Genomic DNA, 17,956 nt, shown 5'->3' on the forward strand with positions numbered 1-17,956 from the left:
GGTGTTCAGGCGGCGCGCTGGTCCTTAAGGCGGGTGTGGCACATGCCGCACATGCCGAGGGAGGGCGGGATGCAGTAGCCGACGTCGAGACGGCACACGGGGCAGGTGCGGCGGGCGAGCATCGCCAGGGCGAGGGCGCCCCACTTGCGGGAGGTCATCGGTCGTACAGGCTTGGCACGGTCGATGCGGTAGAGGTAGGCGACCAACGGACCGCGCCGGTAGCGCAGCCTCAGCACCTGTGCGGCTATGGGTTGGCCTCCCGGACGCAGGCCCTGCGCACGCAGTTGGCGCCGCGTGGCGAAACCGTCGGGGGCCAGGCGCCACGGGTAGGTAGGGAGACCATGAACAGCGCCGTTCGGGTCGTAGCACTTGCCGAACGCCGGGCTCATCGGGCGACTGCCTTACCGGCTCGCTCACCGCGCAGGGTGTCGCGCAGCATCCGCGCGTTCGCCGGGGAGGTGCGGACGTTCCGGCGGATGCCCTCGGCGGTCAGCTCCGCATCCGGCCAACCCGCCGTCACTGTGCGGGCTTCATCGAGCAGTTGAGCCGCAGTCCGCTTCGGGCGGGTCGATCGGGCCGCCTCGGGCACCCGACCGGTTGTCCGACGCGGCCGGGGCGACTCAGCTGCCACCGCACGCCGCTCGATCGCGGCAACCCGGATCGGGGCGACGGACGGGAAGGGCTTGCGCGGGAGAGCCGACTTCACGTGCGCCACGGCCACCGGATCGGGCATCCGCACCGGCGCCATGGGCACCGGCTGCGGGGTCGATTCCGGGAGGTCAGCCGTAGACCGATTACTCACGCTCTCGGTCGATTCCTCCACATTCGCGCCCACGGTTGGGATCGGGGTGGGTCGGTGGTGCAGCACCTTGGCGACCAGGTCGGATCCGAAGTAGATCGAGCCGACCGGAAGCGACGTCGCCAGCAGCACGAGCGCCCAGTTCGCCGGGTCCCAGTCGGCCAACCGTCCCCAGTCGACCGTGCGGCCGTGCAGCTGCGGCACCAGGCCGTGCACGTAGTTGAGGACCAGCGAGGCGAGCGTGTAAGTGCCCAGCACCCGCAGCGCGAACGTGCGATCCCGACCCGCCAGCACCAGGGTGGCGACCAGAGCCAGGGCCATCAGGCCGTCGACCACGAACGGATACAGGGTCGCGGCCGTGTGGTCCGCACCGACCGCGTTGGCGATGTCCCGCAACGCGTTCCACGAGACCCGGAACGCCATGGCGACCACGGCGACCAAGGCCAGCACCAGGGCGGCTCGCCCCTTGCGGTGGAGGCTCATGCCGCACCGCCCGCCCGCGTCGCGTCGGCGGACTGGTTGGCCAGCTCCCGCCGCGCGGCCAGCACCCGACGGCGGGCCCGGCGGATACGCCGCGCGTCCAGCTCGGTCGGGATGCGGTCGAGCGTGATGATCTGCGCGTCCAGCAGCTCGATGTCCGCCGTGATGACGGGCATCTCGCGCTCGATCGCGTCCAGCTCCGCGGCCGTCGGCTCGCGGTCGAAAACGACGGCGGTAACAACCGCCTGAACAGCACCGATGTGCTCCATGGGTCGTGTTCCTCTCAGCGTGGAACGGCCCGAACAGCGGCTCCCGGGGTGCCACCCGGGAGCCGCGCGCCGTTGAAGTCGGAACATCCGGCTCCCCTCAGCGCTGCTCGTACGAGACGAGCAGCGGAGGCAACCGGCCGCAGCAGTCGAGCCGCGGAAAGGTCGAAACGCGCTGTACTCGCACACGGGACAGAACCCGCGCACGCCGCCCACTTGCTCGCAGAGGTGGGGCGGTCTCCCTCAGGCACGCTGTTGAGTTCTCAAGCAACGACCGGCAAGGGGCTCCCGTGGTGGCGAGCTATCCCGAACCGGCAAGGCGTTGAAGCAGCCCAAAGAAGGCCCCTTCCGGCTCGCTGTCCTAGGACTGCGAGCGGCCTGACACGAGGATGCACCGCAGTCCCAGGACTGTCAACAGTCCTGGGACTGTGCTTCACTGAACGCGTTGAGAGGAGTTCTGCGTGGCACCCAAGTGGCGGGAACTGGCGGACAAGCTCGCTGAGCAGATCAGGAGTGGCGAGTACGCTCCTGGCGCCCAGTTGCCCCAGATCAGGGACCTGGTGACGGCAGGTGAGGGCTCGAAGGACACCGTCCACAAGGCGTACAAGGCGCTGGAAGCTCAGGGACTGGTGACCTCATCGCGTGGACACGGCACCGTGGTGCGTCAGCAGACGCCGCTCAAGAGGCTCGGTATCGCGCGGTACGACAAGGCGAAGTGGAGGGACGGCGACGAGGTGGCGTTCATCGCCGACCGCGTTGCGTCGGGACGCGCGTATCGCCGGAACGAGCAGACCCAGAACGTCAGCCGGGTGCAGGCACCGCCGCTAGTGGCCGCAGCTCACGGGCTGCCCGAAGGTGCTGAGGTATACGCGCGGGCGCGCCTTGTGAAAGAGGGCTCGCAGCCGACACATACGTTGACCAGCTACTACAGGCCCGAACACGTTGAAGGCACACGCCTGGTGGACCCGACACCGGGGCCCGCCGGCCGTGGTGGTGGCTTCCGTGTCCTGTACGACGCCGGATACGAGATCGACCACATGAAAGAGGAACTCTTCGCGCGGGTCCCCACTGAGGCGGAAGCCCAGCTCTTGCAGCTCTCACCGGGTGAGTGGGTGGTGGAGCTGCACCGCACCACGTACACGGCCGACGGGACCGTGGTCGAGTTCGCGATTGGGGTTCACGCGGCCACGCGGTTCTCTTGGTCCTACGATTTCAAGGTGCCCGACTCCGCGAGTACGGAAGGTGCGAGCAAGTGATCTCGACGCAGGCGTGGGCGGACGCACAACGGCTCTGGGACTTCCAGCAGATGGGCCATGAGCCGCGCCCTTGCTCCGTGGCGATCGGCCTCGGTAGCCACGACCTGGGGGTAGCCGACACCACGGTCGACCTGTACCGACGCGGGATGGTTCCGCTCATCGTCTTCACCGGCGCGACCAGCCGTACGACGCGCGAGCGCATGCCCCGTGGTGAAGCTGAGCACTACCGAGAGCGGGCGATCGAGCTCGGGGTTCCTGCGGACGATATCCTTGTCGAGCCGCAGGCCCGGAACACGGGCGAGAACATCCGCTTCTCTCGCGCCCTGCTGGAAGACCGCGGCGTTCCCGTGTCCTCGGTCCTGTTGGTCAGCAAGCCGTACGAGGAGCGCCGGGCGTACGCCACGGCACGGAGGCTCTGGCCGGATGTCGAGTGGGTGAGCGCATCTACACCCATGACGCTTGCCGAGTACGCCGATTCGATCCAGGACGTGCGTCTCGTCGTTGACATGCTGGTCGGTGCCCAGCAGCGGCTGATGGTGTACCCCCAACAGGGGTTCATGATCGAGCAGGTAATTCCTGATGATGTTGCGGCAGCTTTTGAGCGGTTGCGGGCCGACGGCTTCACCAGCCGACTTGCACCCGAAGCGGCGGAACGCCCCTAGGTTGCCGCTGGTCACGGTCAGCGCCTCTTGGCCCGACCAACTAAGCCGCAGTGATCGCGGTGTTCACAACGGCCGTCATGATGCCGATACTGACAGTAGTCGAGGCGGTGATCGCGTCGCTCGATGCTGCATCAGGGGAGGGGTCATGGGGAGCATCACACTGAGGGTCGAGCAGGACCACGTCGAAGGCGTAGCCAAACTGAACGATCCGGTGGGTGCGGTCGTTGAACTCATCTGGAACGCACTGGACGCGGACGCTACTAATGTCACGGTAGAAATCGAGCGGAACGATCTCGACGGCATCGGAAAGGTGACCGTCTCAGACGACGGCCATGGGATGCCTTCGGAATCCGTTCCGTCCTACTTTGACAAGCTGGGCGGCTCCTGGAAGAAGACGGCATTAGTTTCCATCGACAAGCGTCGAGCGATGCATGGCAGAAATGGGCAGGGTCGTGTTCGTGCCTTTGCTCTCGGTGTGAATGTTCGCTGGTTAACCATTGGCAAGGGTGTCGATGGCAAGGTAAAGACAGTTATCGAGGCCGACCGCTCGGCAATGCGTAAATATCGCATTGACACGATAGGGTCTACTGTTGAAGAAACCGGGACCACCGTTGAGGCTTGGGGGGCAGTGCCTCATCTGGACCGTTTGCTGAATACTCCGAGGGTGGTCGGTGCGCTGACCACTGAGTTCGCCCTGTATCTTGAAACCTACCCGGATTCATCGATCACGTACGACGGTATCCGGGTGGATCCTGGCGAGGTGCAAGTCCACTCAGCTGTGTACGCCCTTAACAAGGTTGGCGACTTCCCTGCTCCTGAACTGAGAGTCATAGAGTGGCGTAAAGGAGTCACGCGTGAGCTTGCGCTGTGTGATTCTATGCGAATGCCGCTGGTGAAACTGCGCCCGGAAATCCAGGCGCCGGGGTTCAACTTCACCGCTTACCTGTCATGGAAGGGGTTCGAAGATCGACCGCTAGACCTGGCATTGGTGGATTGGGATGAGGATTCGCCAGCCTCGGATGTGGTGGAGCAAGCCAGAGAGCGTCTGCGCGAGCACTTCCGAAGCCGGGTCGACGATCGTCGGCGCGAGCAGGTGTTGGAATGGCAGCGAGAGGAGGTCTACCCCTACGAGGGAGAGCCTGTCGAGCCTACGGAGATTACCGAACGGGAAGCGTTCGATACAGTTGCTACGACAATCGCCAAGCACATTCCGAAGTCGCGGAAGGCCAGAAGGGCAACTCTGGGGCTCCTTAAAGAGACGCTAGCCGCAAAGCCCGATCACACGCCAGAGATCCTTGAGCGATTCTTCTCTTTGTCTCGCCAGGAAAAGGAGGAGCTAGGTCTCCTTTTGAAGCGCACAAGCCTGACGTCACTGATCCGCACTTCCACGGAAGTGACTGACCGTCTCGATTTTCTTCGGGCTCTGGAAATACTCCTGTTTGACACCGAGGCGAAGAAGGTGACGAGGGAGCGGGATCAGCTGCATAAGATCCTGGAGAATGAGGCCTGGGTATTCGGTGAAGAGTACTCTCTTATGGTCAGCGAGCGTGGACTGTCGGAGGTTCTGCGGAAGCATCTTGCCGTATTGAGGGTGCCCGAGCCTGCGGATACCAGTGTGCGCCTTCTGAACGGTCAAACAGGTCGGGTCGACCTCATGCTCTCCAAGACTACAGTGTGGGTGCAGAAACCCCATCACTTGGTCGTGGAACTCAAGCGTCCTAACGTCAGACTGGGGATGACCGAGTTCGGCCAGCTCGTAAAGTACGCGACCACCGTCGTAAATGACGAGCGTTTTAGGGCGACGGAGGCGAATTGGGACTTCTGGCTCATTGGAAATTCAATGGATGACGCCTTGCGAAGTCTCACCCGGCAGCCTCACGTGCCTCCCGGTCAGGCTGGCACGGTTGGTTCCACCGCCAGGTTGTGGGTTCGTGAATGGAGTGAAATTCTCCTGGAGTGCAAGCAGCGACTGCACTTCTACCGGGATAGGCTTGATTACCAGTCCACGGATGAGCATGCTTTGGAGTATCTCGTGCGTAAGCATGCGGATGCTACTCCGACGGTTCTGCTGCCGGACGATGAGGATACGGCGGAAGAAGCCGCGATCCTGCCAGCTCCTCGAAGTGGTGCCCCGGCTCTGGACGCGCACTCCGCCTCAGAGGAGTAGTGCGCTCGACCTCTTGATCGGACAACTCGTAATGCGTGCCTCAGTGACTGGTCAGTGGCCCTGAACCGGGCCGTCTGTGGGCCGTCGGAGGATGACCAACAACGACCAATGACGACCACCAACGACAGCTCAGCCGCAGGTCAGTTGGGGTGTACGACTCTCTGACCAGGGACGAAAAGCGGGCCCGCCAGACCCAGGGCAAGAAGTAACCCGGTACGCATTCGAAAGGGCCCCGTCCAGCGTGGACGGGGCCCTTTCGCGTACGTACGAAGGATCGGCTATCCGCAGCAGCCGCCGCATTGGCAGGGCGCGCCCGACTGGCAGCCGCAGCCACAGCCCGAGCCGCAGCCGCAGGCGCCGAGCACGGGCAGGAGCACCACCTCGACGGGGGTTTCCTGCTGGGCGTCGGTCGTGGGGGATTCGGCCATGGGTCCCTCCTCATCGGCGTACGAGATGTACCGCCTCTGCCCATTGCATGCCCGCTTCTGCGGGCGCATCAACAGCGCGTAGAGGCACACCGCGAGTTGCTCCACGACGGGCGGCTGCCGAGCGGGGTGCGGTCGGCCCGCACCCCGGCCCCTGCCGGCGGCGCCCTACGCTCCCTCGACCGACGTCGGCGGCTGGATCTCGTCCGCGTGCTCGCCCGTCACCAGATACACGACCCGCTTCGCCACCGACACCGCGTGGTCCGCGAAGCGCTCGTAGTAGCGGCCGAGCAGGGTCACGTCCACCGCCGTCTCGATGCCGTGCTTCCAGCGGTCGTCCATCAGGTGCTGGAACAGCGTGCGGTGCAGCAGGTCCATCTCGTCGTCGTCCGTCTCCAGCTGCAGCGCCAGATCGACGTCCTTGGTGATGATCACCTCGGCCGCCTTCGCCATCAGCCGCTGCGCCAGCTGCCCCATCTCCAGGATGGTGGCGTGCAGATCGTGGGGCACCGCGGTGTCGGGGAAACGCAGCCGGGCCAGCTTGGCCACATGCTGGGCCAGGTCCCCCGAGCGCTCCAGATCCGCGCTCATCCGCAGCGAGGTCACCACGATCCGCAGATCCGTCGCGACCGGCTGCTGCCGCGCCAGCAGGGCGATCGCGCGTGCCTCCAGGTCGTGCTGCAGATCGTCGACCTTCTGATCAGCGGCGATCACGCTCTCGGCCAGCTTCAGGTCGGAGTCGAGCATGGCCGTGGTGGCGCGCCCGATTGCCGACCCGACCAGCCGGGCCATCTCGACCAGGCCCTCGCCGATCGAGTCCAGTTCCTCGTGGTACGCGTCCCGCATGGGGTGTCCCTCTCTTGATGCGACCGGGGTCCGGGTGGGGCTCCAGACCCCCACGCTCCCACGTTCAGTCCGTTACGCGTCCGGCTCCTCCCCCGGAAGTGAATCAGCCCTATCCCCTTGGTGAACTCTGAGCGACGAGTGTTCGAGGTGGCACCCGTATGGCTGGGAGCATGTCCCTGGCCACGCATAACCTGGGTGCATGGACGTGAACGCGGCGGTCGCCGCAGCGGCAGCGATCGCCGGGCTGTGCACCGGTGTCATCGCCATGCTGGCGTTCCGCTGGAGCGAGCGCGACCAGAAGAGACCCACCCGCACCTCCCTGCACACTGCTGCCGTGCTGCCGCCCGGTGTCGACACGGTCCTGTCCGTGCTGCGCTCCTCCGCGGTCGTCCTCGACGAGAGCGACTCGGTAGTCAAGGCCAGCTCCGCGGCGTACGCCCTCGGTCTGGTGCGCGGCGGCAAGCTCGCTGTCGAGCCGCTGCTGCACATGGCCCGCGACACCCGGCGCGACGGCGAGATACGGCAGGTCGAACTGGACCTGCCCCGGCGCGGCACCGGCCGCGGTGAGGCGCTCGCCGTCTCCGCCCGGGTGGCCCCGCTCGGCTCCCGGCTGGTGCTGCTGCTGGTCGACGACCTGACCGAGGCCCGCCGGATCGAAGCCGTACGGCGCGACTTCGTCGCGAACGTCAGCCATGAGCTCAAGACCCCGGTCGGCGCGCTCTCCCTGCTCTCCGAGGCGGTCAAGGACGCCTCGGACGACCCCGAGGCGGTGGAGCGCTTCGCCGGCCGGATGCAGATCGAGGCGACCCGGCTCACCAATCTCGTACAGGAACTGATCGACCTCTCCCGGGTGCAGAACGACGACCCGCTGGAGGATGCGGAGCCGGTACGAGTGGACGAACTGGTCGCCGAGGCGATCGACCGGTCCCGGCAACCGGCGTCCACCAAACAGATCACGATGGCCGCGGGAGGCACCGCCGACCTGCGCATCTGGGGCAACCGCGGCCAGCTCGCCGCGGCCCTGGGCAATCTCGTCGAGAACGCCGTCAACTACTCACCGGCCCGCACCCGGGTCGGCATATCCGCGCGCCGGGTGGCCGCGCCCGGCGGGGATCTCATCGAGATCGCCGTCACCGACCAGGGCATCGGCATCTCCGAGAAGGACCGCGAGCGGGTCTTCGAGCGGTTCTACCGCGTCGACCCCGCGCGCTCCCGGGCCACCGGGGGCACCGGCCTCGGACTGGCCATCGTCAAGCACGTGGCCGCCTCGCACGGCGGGGAGGTCACGGTGTGGAGCTCCGAGGGACAGGGCTCCACCTTCACCCTGCGGCTTCCTGAAGCGGGCGCCGTACGGGACCGTTCATCCACCGGACCGGATCGCGTCGACGAGGACGACGACCGGCCTTACGACACCGATCCGAACACCGAGATCCCTGCCCCGGAGGTCCTTCCGTGACCCGAGTGCTCGTCGTCGAGGATGAGGAATCATTCAGCGACGCCCTGTCCTACATGCTCCGCAAAGAAGGCTTCGAGGTCGCGATCGCGACCACGGGGCCCGAGGGGCTCGACGAGTTCGAGCGCAACGGCGCCGACCTCGTCCTCCTCGACCTGATGCTGCCCGGGCTGCCGGGCACCGAGGTGTGCCGCCAGCTGCGCGGCCGCTCGAATGTCCCGGTGATCATGGTGACCGCCAAGGACAGTGAGATCGACAAGGTCGTCGGGCTGGAAATAGGAGCCGACGACTACGTCACCAAGCCCTTCTCCTCGCGGGAGCTGGTCGCCCGCATCCGCGCGGTCCTGCGCCGCCGCGGCGAGCCGGAGGAGGTCGCCCCCGCGGCGCTGGAGGCGGGCCCGGTCCGGATGGACGTGGACCGCCACGTCGTCACGGTCTCGGGCGGCAAGGTCGACCTCCCGCTGAAGGAGTTCGACCTGCTGGAGATGCTGCTGCGCAACGCGGGCCGGGTGCTGACCCGCATGCAGCTGATCGACCGCGTCTGGGGCGCGGACTACGTGGGCGACACGAAGACCCTGGACGTCCACGTCAAGCGCCTCCGCGCCAAGATCGAGCCGGATCCGGGTGCACCGAGGTATTTGGTGACGGTGCGCGGCCTGGGCTACAAGTTCGAGCCGTAGGCCGAGCCGACGCCCGGGGCACCGGCTACCGGACGGAGTCCGCGTACGAGGAATGCTGTTCGAGCCGGCCCGCGGGCTCGAGCCGTGAGCCCGCCTCCCGTACATGCACGCAGGCGCCCCGCCGGACTGGTCCGGCGGGGCGCCTGCGTTGTGCGTCAGTGGCCCGCGCTCTGCGACGCCGAGGCCGAGTCGGACGGGGTGCCCTCGCCCGGGTCGCCCGCCTGGCCCGTGGCGGACTGTGACGGGGTGCCGGACGGCGTCCCGGACGGAGAGCCGGAGGGCTTGGTCGACGGCTCCGCGGGCGGCTTCGGCAGCGAGCTCGGGCCGTAGCCCTCGAAGTAGCTCGTCGCCGGCACCACGAGCGCCTGCACCTTCACGTCGCCCGTCTCGCTGAAGCGGAAGACGACCTCCTGCACGCCACCTGCGTTCTTCGACACCTCGGGGCCGTTGTCGATCACCGCGGCCGGGTTGCCCGCGCCGCCGAGGATGATCGAGCCCTGCGCGGGCACGGTGACCGGGCCGGAGCCCTCGGCCGCGGTCAGCTTCACCTCGCCCGCGCCCGCCACTGTGATCGACTCGATCGTCTGCTCCGTGGAGCCGGTGTTGAAGACCGTCGCGGAGACGACCGCGGGACCCTCCGCGTCCGTCTTCGGCTGGGTGATCACCAGCGCGTTCTGGATCTTGATCTCGTCGACCGTCACCGCGGCGTTGTCCGGCTTGACCTTGAGGGTCTCCGCCTGCATGCCAGCAGCGCAGGCGGAGAGCGAGGCGATCGAGAACACGATGGCAACGGCGGCGAGGGCGCCGCGTCGAAGGCTGCGGCTCACGGCGGCGGCATCTCCTTGGACGTACGGACTGGTTACGGACGGTCTACGGACAGGCTGTTGAACCGGCGTGCGGAGGCGCAGCAGAAGTCCACTAGATCACCAAGCCCGCGTCAGTTCGCGCTCAGGTTACCGATCGCCCGCACCGGCCCCGCACCCGACCCGCCCCTTCACCGGCAGCCGCCTCCCGCCACCCCTCCCGTCGCACCCCACCACACCCCTCGCGCTCCCGCCGCACTCCGGACCGTGTCGTTTCGTACGCCGTTCACATAACCCCAGTGATCAATTTCCCGGGCCGCCACACATTGCTTACCGAATACCTCTCGGTGATCAATTCAGGATTCGACCGCGGATCCGTCCGGACGGGTGACCGAGGGCCGAACGGAGTACGGGAAGTTCACCACCGGGAATCCGGCAAATCGGGACGTTCGGCCTCTTCGGAGGGGGTTGTGCGGGGTGTAACGTGCGCGTTTCTGTCCGCCTTCGCAGCCGCTCCGACCTGCGAATACCCCCCTCCGGAAGCCGCCCGCAGCACGTTCGTGTTGCTGTTGTCAAGCCCCGAGATATGCCCTGACCTGCGAAAACGCCATTCAGAAGAAGCCGTATCCGTGTTACTCTGGATAGCCACGGAAGGGGTACCTGTCACATGACGTTCAAGGTTGGCGACACCGTGGTCTATCCCCATCACGGGGCCGCGCTGATCGAGGCCATCGAAACTCGCCAGATCAAAGGCGTGGACAAGACCTACTTGGTGCTCAAGGTCGCCCAGGGCGACTTGACGGTTCGCGTGCCGGCGGACAATGCGGAGTTCGTGGGCGTACGCGATGTGGTTGGTCAGGACGGGCTCGACCGGGTCTTCGAGGTGCTGCGCGCACCATATGCCGAAGAGCCGACGAACTGGTCCCGTCGCTACAAGGCAAATCTCGAGAAACTCGCCTCGGGCGATGTCATCAAGGTCGCCGAAGTAGTGCGTGACCTGTGGCGTCGTGAGCGAGAGCGTGGGCTTTCCGCAGGTGAGAAGCGGATGCTCGCGAAGGCGCGCCAGATTCTGGTGAGTGAGCTCGCTCTCGCGGAGAACACCAACGAAGACAAGGCCGAGGCTCTCCTCGACGAAGTCCTCGCGTCCTGAGTCCTGACGCAACGGCGTTGGATTCAATAATGTGCCGCGGTGCCCGCTGACATGCTGTGACTACAGTTCTGTCGCCGGGCGCTGCGGCATGTTCACGTCTCTTGACCACAGCATGTGCTCACAGCGCCCATGATCTCAGCACGCACAGCACCTGCTGCTGGTATGCCGGGCCCGGGCGGCTGGCGCAGACCAGTTGTCACGGAAGGGTCCGGTCAAGGCGTCGCGCCCGGCACGCTGTGGCCATACCCATGTCGGCCGAGGAAACAAACCTGCCGGAGTGCAACCGATGTCAGACGAATCGCGCCCGTACCGCACCGCAGTGGTGATCCCGGCAGCCGGCCGGGGGGTACGACTCGGCCCGGGCGCCCCCAAAGCGCTCCGTACGCTGAACGGCACGCCCATGCTCATCCACGCCGTACGAGCCATGGCCGCCTCCCGCGCCGTCTCGCTCGTCATCGTGGTGGCCCCGCCCGAAGGCGCCCCCGAGGTGAAGCACCTCCTCGACGAGCACGCGCTGCCACAGAGAACGGACTATCTCGTCGTGCCCGGCGGCGACACCCGCCAGGAGTCCGTACGCCTCGGCCTCAAGGCACTGCCCGACGACATCGGCATCGTCCTCGTCCATGACGCGGCCCGCCCGCTCGTGCCCGTCGACACCGTGGACGCCGTGATCGCGGCGGTACGGGACGGAGCCCCGGCGGTCGTGCCCGCGCTGCGGCTCGCGGACACCGTCAAGGAGGTCGAGCCGGGCGACAAGGACGCCCCCGAGCCGGTCGTGGCCACACCCGCACGGGCCCGGCTGCGCGCCGTACAGACCCCGCAGGGCTTCGACCGGGACACCCTGGTCCGCGCGCACGAGACGGTCGTGCTGGACGGCGACGGCGCGACGGACTGCGCCGGCATGGTGGAGCAGCTGGGCGAGCCGGTCGTCGTCGTACCCGGCCACGAGGAGGCGTTCAAGGTGACCCGCCCCCTCGACCTCGTACTGGCCGAGGCGGTCCTCGCCCGGAGGAGGGCCAACGATGGCTTCTGAGCTTCCTCACGGCCTTCCTCAGGTCCTTCCCCGGATCGGCATCGGCACGGACGTCCACGCCTTCGAGGCGGGGCGCGAGCTGTGGTGCGCCGGACTCCTGTGGGAGGGCGAGGACGGACTGGCCGGGCACTCCGACGGAGACGTCGCCGCGCACGCCGCCTGCGACGCGCTCTTCTCCGCGGCCGGCGTCGGCGACCTCGGCGCCCACTTCGGCACCTCCCGGCCCGAGTGGTCCGGTGCCTCCGGCGTCACCCTGCTCGCCGAGGCGGCCCGGATCGTCCGGGCGGAGGGCTTCGAGATCGGAAATGTCGCCGTCCAGGTCATAGGCGTACGCCCGAAGATCGGCAAGCGGCGCGACGAGGCCCAGAAGACGCTGGGCGCAGCCGTCGGCGCACCGGTCTCCGTATCCGGGACCACGACGGACGGCCTCGGTCTCACCGGCCGGGCCGAAGGACTTGCCGCCATCGCCACCGCCCTGGTGTTCCGCACGAACGGCTAATCCATTTCTCCGGGGGGACGACCCCCGGGGGACCCGGCGGGAAAAGCAGTTCGCCGCGGCGGCCGGCGAAGACACGGCGGGGCAAGCTGACTGAAATGCCGGGCGCCGGCGGCGAGTTGTCGCCAAAAAAACCGGGGTCACGCTCGTATTCCACTCGGACTACGTCACAAAGTGGTTCCCGCGCCACAGAAGGGTCGCGGGGCACTGGCATCGGGCCACTACCCTTGTTGCGTGACCATTCGCCTGTACGACACCAGCGCCCGGCAGATCCGTGACTTCAACCCGCTCACGCCGGGCTGCGTCTCGATCTACCTCTGTGGTGCGACCGTGCAGGCCGCTCCGCACATCGGACACGTCAGGTCCTACCTGAACTTCGACATCATGCGCCGCTGGTTTCAGTACCGCGGCTATGACGTGACCTTCATCCGCAATGTGACCGACATCGACGACAAGATCATCACGAAGTCGGCGGAGCAGAATCGTCCCTGGTGGTCGATCGGGTACGAGAACGAGCGCGCCTTCAACGACGGCTACGACGCCCTCGGCTGCCTGCCGCCCACGTACGAACCGCGCGCCACCGGCCACATCACCGAGATGGTCGAGATGATGCGCGGCCTGATCGAACGCGGTCACGCCTACGAAGCCGACGGGAACGTCTACTTCGACGTGCGCTCCTTCCCCGGCTATCTGGAGCTGTCCAACCAGGAGCTGGACAATCTGCTCCAGCCCTCCGGGGAGGGCGAGACCGGCAAGCGCGACCAGCGCGACTTCGCCATGTGGAAGGCGGCGAAGCCGGGCGAGCCGAGTTGGGAGACGCCCTGGGGCCGCGGACGTCCCGGCTGGCACCTGGAGTGCTCGGCGATGGCTCACAAGTACCTGGGTGAGGCCTTCGACATCCACGGCGGCGGGATCGACCTGATCTTCCCGCACCACGAGAACGAGATCGCCCAGGCCAAGGCCTTCGGCGACGACTTCGCGAAGTACTGGGTGCACAACGCCTGGGTCACTCTGAGCGGCGAGAAGATGTCCAAGTCGCTCGGCAACTCGGTGCTCGTCTCCGAGATGGTCAAGCAATGGCGCCCCATCGTGCTGCGCTACTACCTCGGTACGCCGCACTACCGCTCGATGATCGAGTACAGCGACGAGGCCCTGCGCGAGGCCGAGTCCGCGTTCGCGCGGATCGAGGGCTTCGTCCAGCGCGTGGTCGAGAAGGCAGGGGGAGTCGTCGAGCCCACGCCCGAGGTGCCGCCCGCCTTCGCCGAGGCGATGGACGACGACCTGGGCGTCCCGCAGGCGCTCGCCATCATCCACACCACGGTCCGCCAGGGGAACTCCGCCCTGGCCGCCGACGACAAGGAAGCCGCCGTCGCCCGGCTCGCCGAGGTGCGCGCCATGCTCGGCGTCCTCGGACTGGACCCGCTCGACGCGCACTGGGCGGGCGAGACCGACCGCGGCCAGGACCTGCACGGTGTCGTCGACACCCTGGTCCGGCTCGTGCTGCAGCAGCGCGAGGCGGCCCGGGAGCGGAAGGACTGGGCCGCGGCGGACGCCATCCGCGACCAGCTCAACCAGTCCGGCCTGGTCATCGAGGACGGCCCGCAGGGGCCCCGCTGGACTCTCGGCCCGCGCTAGCGCGTCCGGGAGCCCGGCGGATCCCGCGGACCCTGCGGAACCCTCCGGAATGTGCCGCCCGGGCCGCCGGGCGGCACACTTTCATTACGTACGTACTTCTGAAGCAACGAAACAGGTAGGTCATGGCCGGGAACAGCCAGCGCAGGAACCGCCGCACGTCCAACAAGAAGGGCGCGCAGGTCGGCAGCGGTGGCAAGCGACGCCGCGGGCTCGAGGGCAAGGGACCGACGCCGCCCGCTTCCGCCCGCAAGGGACACAAGAAGAACCGGGTCGCCAATGCCCAGGCCAAGCAGGCCGCGCGCCGCCCCGTCGCCCGCCGCGGCGGTAAGGGCACGTCCGAGATGGTCGTCGGCCGCAACCCTGTCTTCGAGGCGCTGCGCGACGGCGTGCCCGCCTCCACGCTGTACGTCCAGCAGTTCATCGACAACGACGAGCGGGTGCGCGAGGCGCTCCAGCTCGCCACCGGGCGCGGCAACATCAACATCATGGAGGCCCCGCGCCCCGAGCTCGACCGGATGACGAACGGGCTCAACCACCAGGGCCTGGTGCTCCAGGTCCCGCCGTACGAGTACGCGCACCCCGAGGACCTCGCGGCCGCCGCCTTCGACGACGGCGAGGAGCCGCTCATCGTCGCGCTCGACGGCGTGACCGACCCGCGCAACCTCGGCGCGGTCGTCCGCTCCGTCTCCGCCTTCGGCGGCCACGGCGTGGTCGTCCCGGAGCGCCGCGCGGCCGGTATGACAGCCGGCGCCTGGAAGACCTCGGCCGGCACGGCGGCCCGCACCCCGGTCGCCCGTGCGACCAACCTGACCCGCGCCCTGGAGTCGTACCAGAAGGCGGGCCTCGTGGTCGTCGGCCTCGCGGCGGACGGCGAGCACGAGGTCGGCGACCTCGAAGCGCTCGGCGGCCCGGTCGTCATCGTGGTCGGCAGCGAGGGCAAGGGCCTGTCGCGCCTGGTCGGCGAGACGTGCGACTACCTGGTCCGGATCCCGATGCCGGGAGGCGCGGAGTCGCTGAACGCCGGCGTGGCCGCGGGAGTGGTCCTGTACGAGGCGGCGAAGCGCCGCGTCTGACGGTCCGCCCGACCGCCGGAGGGCGGGGCGTGTGACGCCGTAACCCCGCTTTTCGGCAGTTTCAAGATCTTTGACGGGTCTCGGACAGATAGGGCCTGTCGGGGCAGTGTCCTAATTACAAGTCACTCGGTTAGATGAGTGTGGACACCAGAACGCCCCGGCCCGGGTTCGATGATCAGCCTGCGCTGAGCATGGTCAAGGTGGACTGCGATCCCGCGCAGGTCATCGTCAACCACGCCAGCTTCCGGGTGCAGCTCGCCCAGAGCCAGCGCCCCGCACGTGCCTCGGCGGACACCGCATGGATCCCCGTCGTCGGCGGAGCCGGGACGGCGGTGCGGCGGCGGACGCCCGTTGTGTGGAGCGGCAGATCGGCGCCGGGGGACGCAGGCGCGACCGGCCTGCTGCAGGCTGTGCGCAATTCCACCGCGCAGAGCGACTCGTACGGCAACGACTCGTACGGCAATGACTCGTACGGGAGCGACTCGTACGGCAACGGCGCCTACGACAGCGGTACTTACGGCGACCGAGGTACTTACGGCGATCGCGGTGCGTACGACCGTGGTGGCTACGACCGTGGTGGTTACGACCGCGGAGCCTACGACAGCGGCGCGACGCAGGTCATCCCGCGGATCGACGCGGCCGCCCAGACATCGCAGACACCCCTGGCCGGCCCGCACGGCTCTGGCGCCACCCCCGACAGGCCGCTGCTCCCGCCGATGCGGCGGGCCGTCGGTGCCTACGACTCGTACCGCTCGTACGGACAAGAGCCGCCCGCGGACGAGGAGTTCGACGAGTTCGAGAACGGCGGCGACGGGGCGCACATCCAGCGGCACGGCGCCGACGCGGTCCGGCACGCCTACTACCCCGGCCGCCGGATGAACCTCGGTGTGGTGCTGCTGCCGCTGCGGGTGTTCCTCGGCTTCATCTCCATCTACGCGGGCATGGGCAAGCTCTGCGACCCCGTCTACTTCGACGGCGGCGAGCGTGGCTCGATGGTGAAGTGGCTCACCTCCCTGCACCCATGGGCCCTCGCCGAGCCGTTGCGTGACTTCGCGCTCTCCCACCCGGTGGGCGCGGGCCTCACCGTCGCCTTCCTCCAGGTCGTCGTGGGCGTGCTCACCGTGCTCGGGCTCTGGCAGCGGGTCGCGGCGGTCATCGGCGCGCTGCTGTCGGCCGCACTGATCCTGACGGTGACCTGGAAGACGGTCCCTGCGTACGATGCGCCCGACATCATCTACCTCGCCGCCTGGTCCCCGCTGATCATCGCGGGCGCCCCCGTCTACTCGATCGACGGGCGCCTCGCGGGAGAAGCCTGGCGCAAGCTCGGGCCGCGCTCCCAGCTGTGGGAGCTGCGGCGGCGCGTGCTGCGGCGTGGTGGCATCGTGGCCGCCGTCGTGGTCGGCCTCACGCTGCTGATCGGCTCGGTGCTCGGTGGCGCGGTGCGTTCCACGGACATGGTGACCGTGCCGGGGCCGAACCAGGACCCGACCAACCACCTGCCGGGGTCCCCGCTGCCGGACGAACCCAGCAGCGAGCGCAGCACCGCGGGCGCGTACGGCGAGGACGGCAGTCCGTCGCCGTCCGAGAGCCGTTCCCCCGAGGCCGAGAAGTCGACGCCTTCCGAGGACACGGCCAGCCAGAGCGGCACGATCGGGGACCGGCCCAGCGAGACGCAGGGCACCGGACAGCAGCCGCCCGGGCACTCGGAGCCGGTGCAGCCGCCGTCCAGCAGCTCAGGCCCCTCGTCGAGCGGCGGGACGGGCAGCGGAGGCAGCTCCAGCGGTGGCGCCTCCAGCGGTGGCAGCGGAGGCGGGGACAGCTCCGGCGGGGGTTCGGGCGGCAGCTCCGGCGGCGGCCGGGTGATCGGCGGCCTGCTCGGCTGAGTGACGGCGCGTACGTCGGGGCGTATGACGCCGCGTATGACGCCGCGTACGACGGAAGGGGCGGCCACCGCGGTGGCCGCCCCTTCCGTCGTGTGTCGATTGCGTCGGGCCCGTCAACGGGCCTGCGCGGCAAGCTCCTTGGCGGCCTCGGTGAGGTCCTTGGCGGTGTCGATAGCCCGCCAGTACGCGCCCTGCGGCAGCGGGAAACCTGCCAGCCGGCGCTCTCGCGCGAGACGGGGGAAGGTGGTCCGCTCGTGGTCGCCCCGGTCGGGCAGCAGCGCTGTGAAGGCCGCCGAGAACACGTACACACCAGCGTTGATGAGATACGGCGACGGCGGGGACTCGACGAAGTCCGTGATGTGCCCGAAGGTGTCCGTCTCAACGGCTCCCCAGGGGATCCGCGGTCGGGCGAGGGCGAGCGTGGCGGTGGCGTCCCGCTCGCCGTGGAAAGCGGCCATCTCGCGCAGCGAGAAGCGGGTCCAGATGTCGCCGTTGGTGGCGTACCAGGGCTGGTCCGCATGCGGGAGGTGGGCGGCGGCGTACTTGAGGCCGCCGCCGCGGCCCAGTGGCTCCGTCTCGACGACGGTGGTGACCCGCAGCGGCAGGTCGGCGCTCTCCAGCCACTGCTGGAGTACCTCGGCGAGATGGCCGCAGGAGACGACGGCGTCCGTCACACCCTCGGCGGCCAGCCAGGCAAGCTGATGGCCGATGATCGGGGTCCCGGTTCCCGGGATCTCGACCATCGGCTTGGGGCGGTCGTCGGTGTACGGGCGCAGCCGCGAGCCCTGGCCGCCCGCCAGGACCACGGCCTGCGTCGGATACGTAGGCGTATGCATGCCGTGAACGATA

General features: G+C 68.1%; 18 protein-coding genes. 11 read left to right on the forward strand and 7 right to left on the reverse strand.

Going from position 1 to position 17,956, the window contains the following annotated elements:
- Window positions 1-5: 5 nt before the first annotated feature.
- The 3 genes from OG729_RS21455 to OG729_RS21465 are packed head-to-tail and all read right to left on the reverse strand — an operon-like array spanning window position 6 to window position 1,548.
- Window positions 6-389 carry an RRQRL motif-containing zinc-binding protein gene (locus OG729_RS21455; RefSeq protein ID WP_405807512.1) on the reverse strand — a complete coding sequence of 128 codons (384 nt, stop codon included), beginning with the start codon at window positions 387-389 and terminating at the stop codon, window positions 6-8.
- Window positions 386-1,282 (reverse strand): DUF2637 domain-containing protein, encoded by an 897-nt coding sequence (locus OG729_RS21460; protein WP_405807514.1) that lies wholly within the window; start codon window positions 1,280-1,282, stop codon window positions 386-388. Before OG729_RS21460 ends, OG729_RS21455 begins: the two co-directional genes overlap by 4 nt.
- A complete protein-coding gene (locus tag OG729_RS21465) occupies window positions 1,279-1,548 on the reverse strand; it encodes a DUF6284 family protein (protein ID WP_405807515.1) in 270 nt (89 codons plus the stop codon). Before OG729_RS21465 ends, OG729_RS21460 begins: the two co-directional genes overlap by 4 nt.
- Before the next feature lie 458 nt (window positions 1,549-2,006).
- Between OG729_RS21465 and OG729_RS21470 the strand changes: the two genes are divergently transcribed.
- The 3 genes from OG729_RS21470 to OG729_RS21480 all read left to right on the forward strand — a co-directional run bounded on the left by OG729_RS21470 (window position 2,007) and on the right by OG729_RS21480 (window position 5,630).
- Window positions 2,007-2,801, forward strand: a complete 795-nt coding sequence (locus tag OG729_RS21470) for a GntR family transcriptional regulator (RefSeq protein ID WP_405807693.1) — start codon at window positions 2,007-2,009, stop codon at window positions 2,799-2,801.
- Window positions 2,798-3,463, forward strand: coding sequence for a YdcF family protein (locus OG729_RS21475; RefSeq protein ID WP_405807694.1), 666 nt, complete (start codon window positions 2,798-2,800; stop codon window positions 3,461-3,463). Before OG729_RS21470 ends, OG729_RS21475 begins: the two co-directional genes overlap by 4 nt.
- Window positions 3,464-3,608: 145 nt before the next feature.
- Window positions 3,609-5,630 (forward strand): ATP-binding protein, encoded by a 2,022-nt coding sequence (locus tag OG729_RS21480; protein ID WP_405807695.1) that lies wholly within the window; start codon window positions 3,609-3,611, stop codon window positions 5,628-5,630.
- Between the two features lie 278 nt (window positions 5,631-5,908).
- Here the strand turns inward: OG729_RS21480 and OG729_RS21485 are convergent, their stop codons facing one another.
- A complete protein-coding gene (locus tag OG729_RS21485) occupies window positions 5,909-6,058 on the reverse strand; it encodes a hypothetical protein (RefSeq protein ID WP_360878024.1) in 150 nt (49 codons plus the stop codon).
- 165 nt (window positions 6,059-6,223) lie between these two features.
- The gene (gene phoU / locus OG729_RS21490; protein ID WP_405807696.1) at window positions 6,224-6,901 is read right to left on the reverse strand and encodes a phosphate signaling complex protein PhoU; all 678 of its coding nucleotides are present in this window, start codon (window positions 6,899-6,901) and stop codon (window positions 6,224-6,226) included.
- Window positions 6,902-7,100: 199 nt separating this feature from the next.
- Here phoU and OG729_RS21495 point away from each other — a divergent pair, with 199 nt between their 5' ends.
- Both OG729_RS21495 and OG729_RS21500 read left to right on the forward strand, forming a co-directional pair.
- On the forward strand, window positions 7,101-8,357 hold the full coding sequence (locus OG729_RS21495) for an ATP-binding protein (RefSeq protein ID WP_360878018.1): 1,257 nt from the start codon (window positions 7,101-7,103) through the stop codon (window positions 8,355-8,357).
- Window positions 8,354-9,034, forward strand: a complete 681-nt coding sequence (locus OG729_RS21500) for a response regulator transcription factor (RefSeq protein WP_108149499.1) — start codon at window positions 8,354-8,356, stop codon at window positions 9,032-9,034. Before OG729_RS21495 ends, OG729_RS21500 begins: the two co-directional genes overlap by 4 nt.
- A gap of 155 nt (window positions 9,035-9,189) precedes the next feature.
- On the opposite strand, the gene OG729_RS21505 is transcribed toward OG729_RS21500, so the two are convergent.
- On the reverse strand, window positions 9,190-9,861 hold the full coding sequence (locus tag OG729_RS21505) for a DUF461 domain-containing protein (RefSeq protein WP_405807697.1): 672 nt from the start codon (window positions 9,859-9,861) through the stop codon (window positions 9,190-9,192).
- Between the two features lie 643 nt (window positions 9,862-10,504).
- Here OG729_RS21505 and OG729_RS21510 point away from each other — a divergent pair.
- From OG729_RS21510 to OG729_RS21535, 6 genes are all read left to right on the forward strand, one after another.
- The gene (locus OG729_RS21510; protein WP_003953493.1) at window positions 10,505-10,987 is read left to right on the forward strand and encodes a CarD family transcriptional regulator; all 483 of its coding nucleotides are present in this window, start codon (window positions 10,505-10,507) and stop codon (window positions 10,985-10,987) included.
- 286 nt (window positions 10,988-11,273) lie between these two features.
- The gene (gene ispD / locus OG729_RS21515) at window positions 11,274-12,020 is read left to right on the forward strand and encodes a 2-C-methyl-D-erythritol 4-phosphate cytidylyltransferase (protein ID WP_405807698.1); all 747 of its coding nucleotides are present in this window, start codon (window positions 11,274-11,276) and stop codon (window positions 12,018-12,020) included.
- Window positions 12,010-12,519 carry a 2-C-methyl-D-erythritol 2,4-cyclodiphosphate synthase gene (gene ispF, locus OG729_RS21520; protein WP_405807699.1) on the forward strand — a complete coding sequence of 170 codons (510 nt, stop codon included), beginning with the start codon at window positions 12,010-12,012 and terminating at the stop codon, window positions 12,517-12,519. Before ispD ends, ispF begins: the two co-directional genes overlap by 11 nt.
- A 231-nt stretch (window positions 12,520-12,750) precedes the next feature.
- Window positions 12,751-14,151 carry a cysteine--tRNA ligase gene (gene cysS, locus OG729_RS21525; RefSeq protein ID WP_405807701.1) on the forward strand — a complete coding sequence of 467 codons (1,401 nt, stop codon included), beginning with the start codon at window positions 12,751-12,753 and terminating at the stop codon, window positions 14,149-14,151.
- A 122-nt stretch (window positions 14,152-14,273) separates the two neighbouring features.
- Complete coding sequence (rlmB, locus tag OG729_RS21530; RefSeq protein ID WP_360878001.1) at window positions 14,274-15,224, forward strand: 23S rRNA (guanosine(2251)-2'-O)-methyltransferase RlmB; 951 nt, start codon at window positions 14,274-14,276, stop codon at window positions 15,222-15,224.
- Window positions 15,225-15,358: 134 nt separating this feature from the next.
- The gene (locus tag OG729_RS21535) at window positions 15,359-17,107 is read left to right on the forward strand and encodes a DoxX family membrane protein (protein WP_405807702.1); all 1,749 of its coding nucleotides are present in this window, start codon (window positions 15,359-15,361) and stop codon (window positions 17,105-17,107) included.
- Between the two features lie 113 nt (window positions 17,108-17,220).
- Here OG729_RS21535 and OG729_RS21540 read toward each other — a convergent pair whose 3' ends face one another.
- On the reverse strand, window positions 17,221-17,943 hold the full coding sequence (locus OG729_RS21540; protein WP_405807703.1) for an NDP-sugar synthase: 723 nt from the start codon (window positions 17,941-17,943) through the stop codon (window positions 17,221-17,223).
- Window positions 17,944-17,956: the final 13 nt, after the last annotated feature.

Origin of the sequence: Streptomyces sp. NBC_00210 (assembly GCF_045160975.1) — a bacterium.
In the GTDB taxonomy this organism is placed as follows: Bacteria; Actinomycetota; Actinomycetes; order Streptomycetales; family Streptomycetaceae; genus Streptomyces.

Excerpts from the sequence above, each read along its gene's own strand:
- OG729_RS21455 (WP_405807512.1), bottom strand. The coding sequence starts at position 389 with ATGAGCCCGGCGTTCGGCAAGTGCTACGACCCGAACGGCGCTGTTCAT.
- OG729_RS21460 (WP_405807514.1), bottom strand. The coding sequence starts at position 1,282 with ATGAGCCTCCACCGCAAGGGGCGAGCCGCCCTGGTGCTGGCCTTGGTC.
- OG729_RS21465 (WP_405807515.1), bottom strand. The coding sequence starts at position 1,548 with ATGGAGCACATCGGTGCTGTTCAGGCGGTTGTTACCGCCGTCGTTTTC.
- OG729_RS21480 (WP_405807695.1), top strand. The coding sequence starts at position 3,609 with ATGGGGAGCATCACACTGAGGGTCGAGCAGGACCACGTCGAAGGCGTA.
- OG729_RS21485 (WP_360878024.1), bottom strand. The coding sequence starts at position 6,058 with ATGGCCGAATCCCCCACGACCGACGCCCAGCAGGAAACCCCCGTCGAG.
- phoU (WP_405807696.1), bottom strand. The coding sequence starts at position 6,901 with ATGCGGGACGCGTACCACGAGGAACTGGACTCGATCGGCGAGGGCCTG.
- OG729_RS21495 (WP_360878018.1), top strand. The coding sequence starts at position 7,101 with ATGGACGTGAACGCGGCGGTCGCCGCAGCGGCAGCGATCGCCGGGCTG.
- OG729_RS21510 (WP_003953493.1), top strand. The coding sequence starts at position 10,505 with ATGACGTTCAAGGTTGGCGACACCGTGGTCTATCCCCATCACGGGGCC.
- ispD (WP_405807698.1), top strand. The coding sequence starts at position 11,274 with ATGTCAGACGAATCGCGCCCGTACCGCACCGCAGTGGTGATCCCGGCA.
- ispF (WP_405807699.1), top strand. The coding sequence starts at position 12,010 with ATGGCTTCTGAGCTTCCTCACGGCCTTCCTCAGGTCCTTCCCCGGATC.
- rlmB (WP_360878001.1), top strand. The coding sequence starts at position 14,274 with ATGGCCGGGAACAGCCAGCGCAGGAACCGCCGCACGTCCAACAAGAAG.
- OG729_RS21535 (WP_405807702.1), top strand. The coding sequence starts at position 15,359 with ATGAGTGTGGACACCAGAACGCCCCGGCCCGGGTTCGATGATCAGCCT.
- OG729_RS21540 (WP_405807703.1), bottom strand. The coding sequence starts at position 17,943 with ATGCATACGCCTACGTATCCGACGCAGGCCGTGGTCCTGGCGGGCGGC.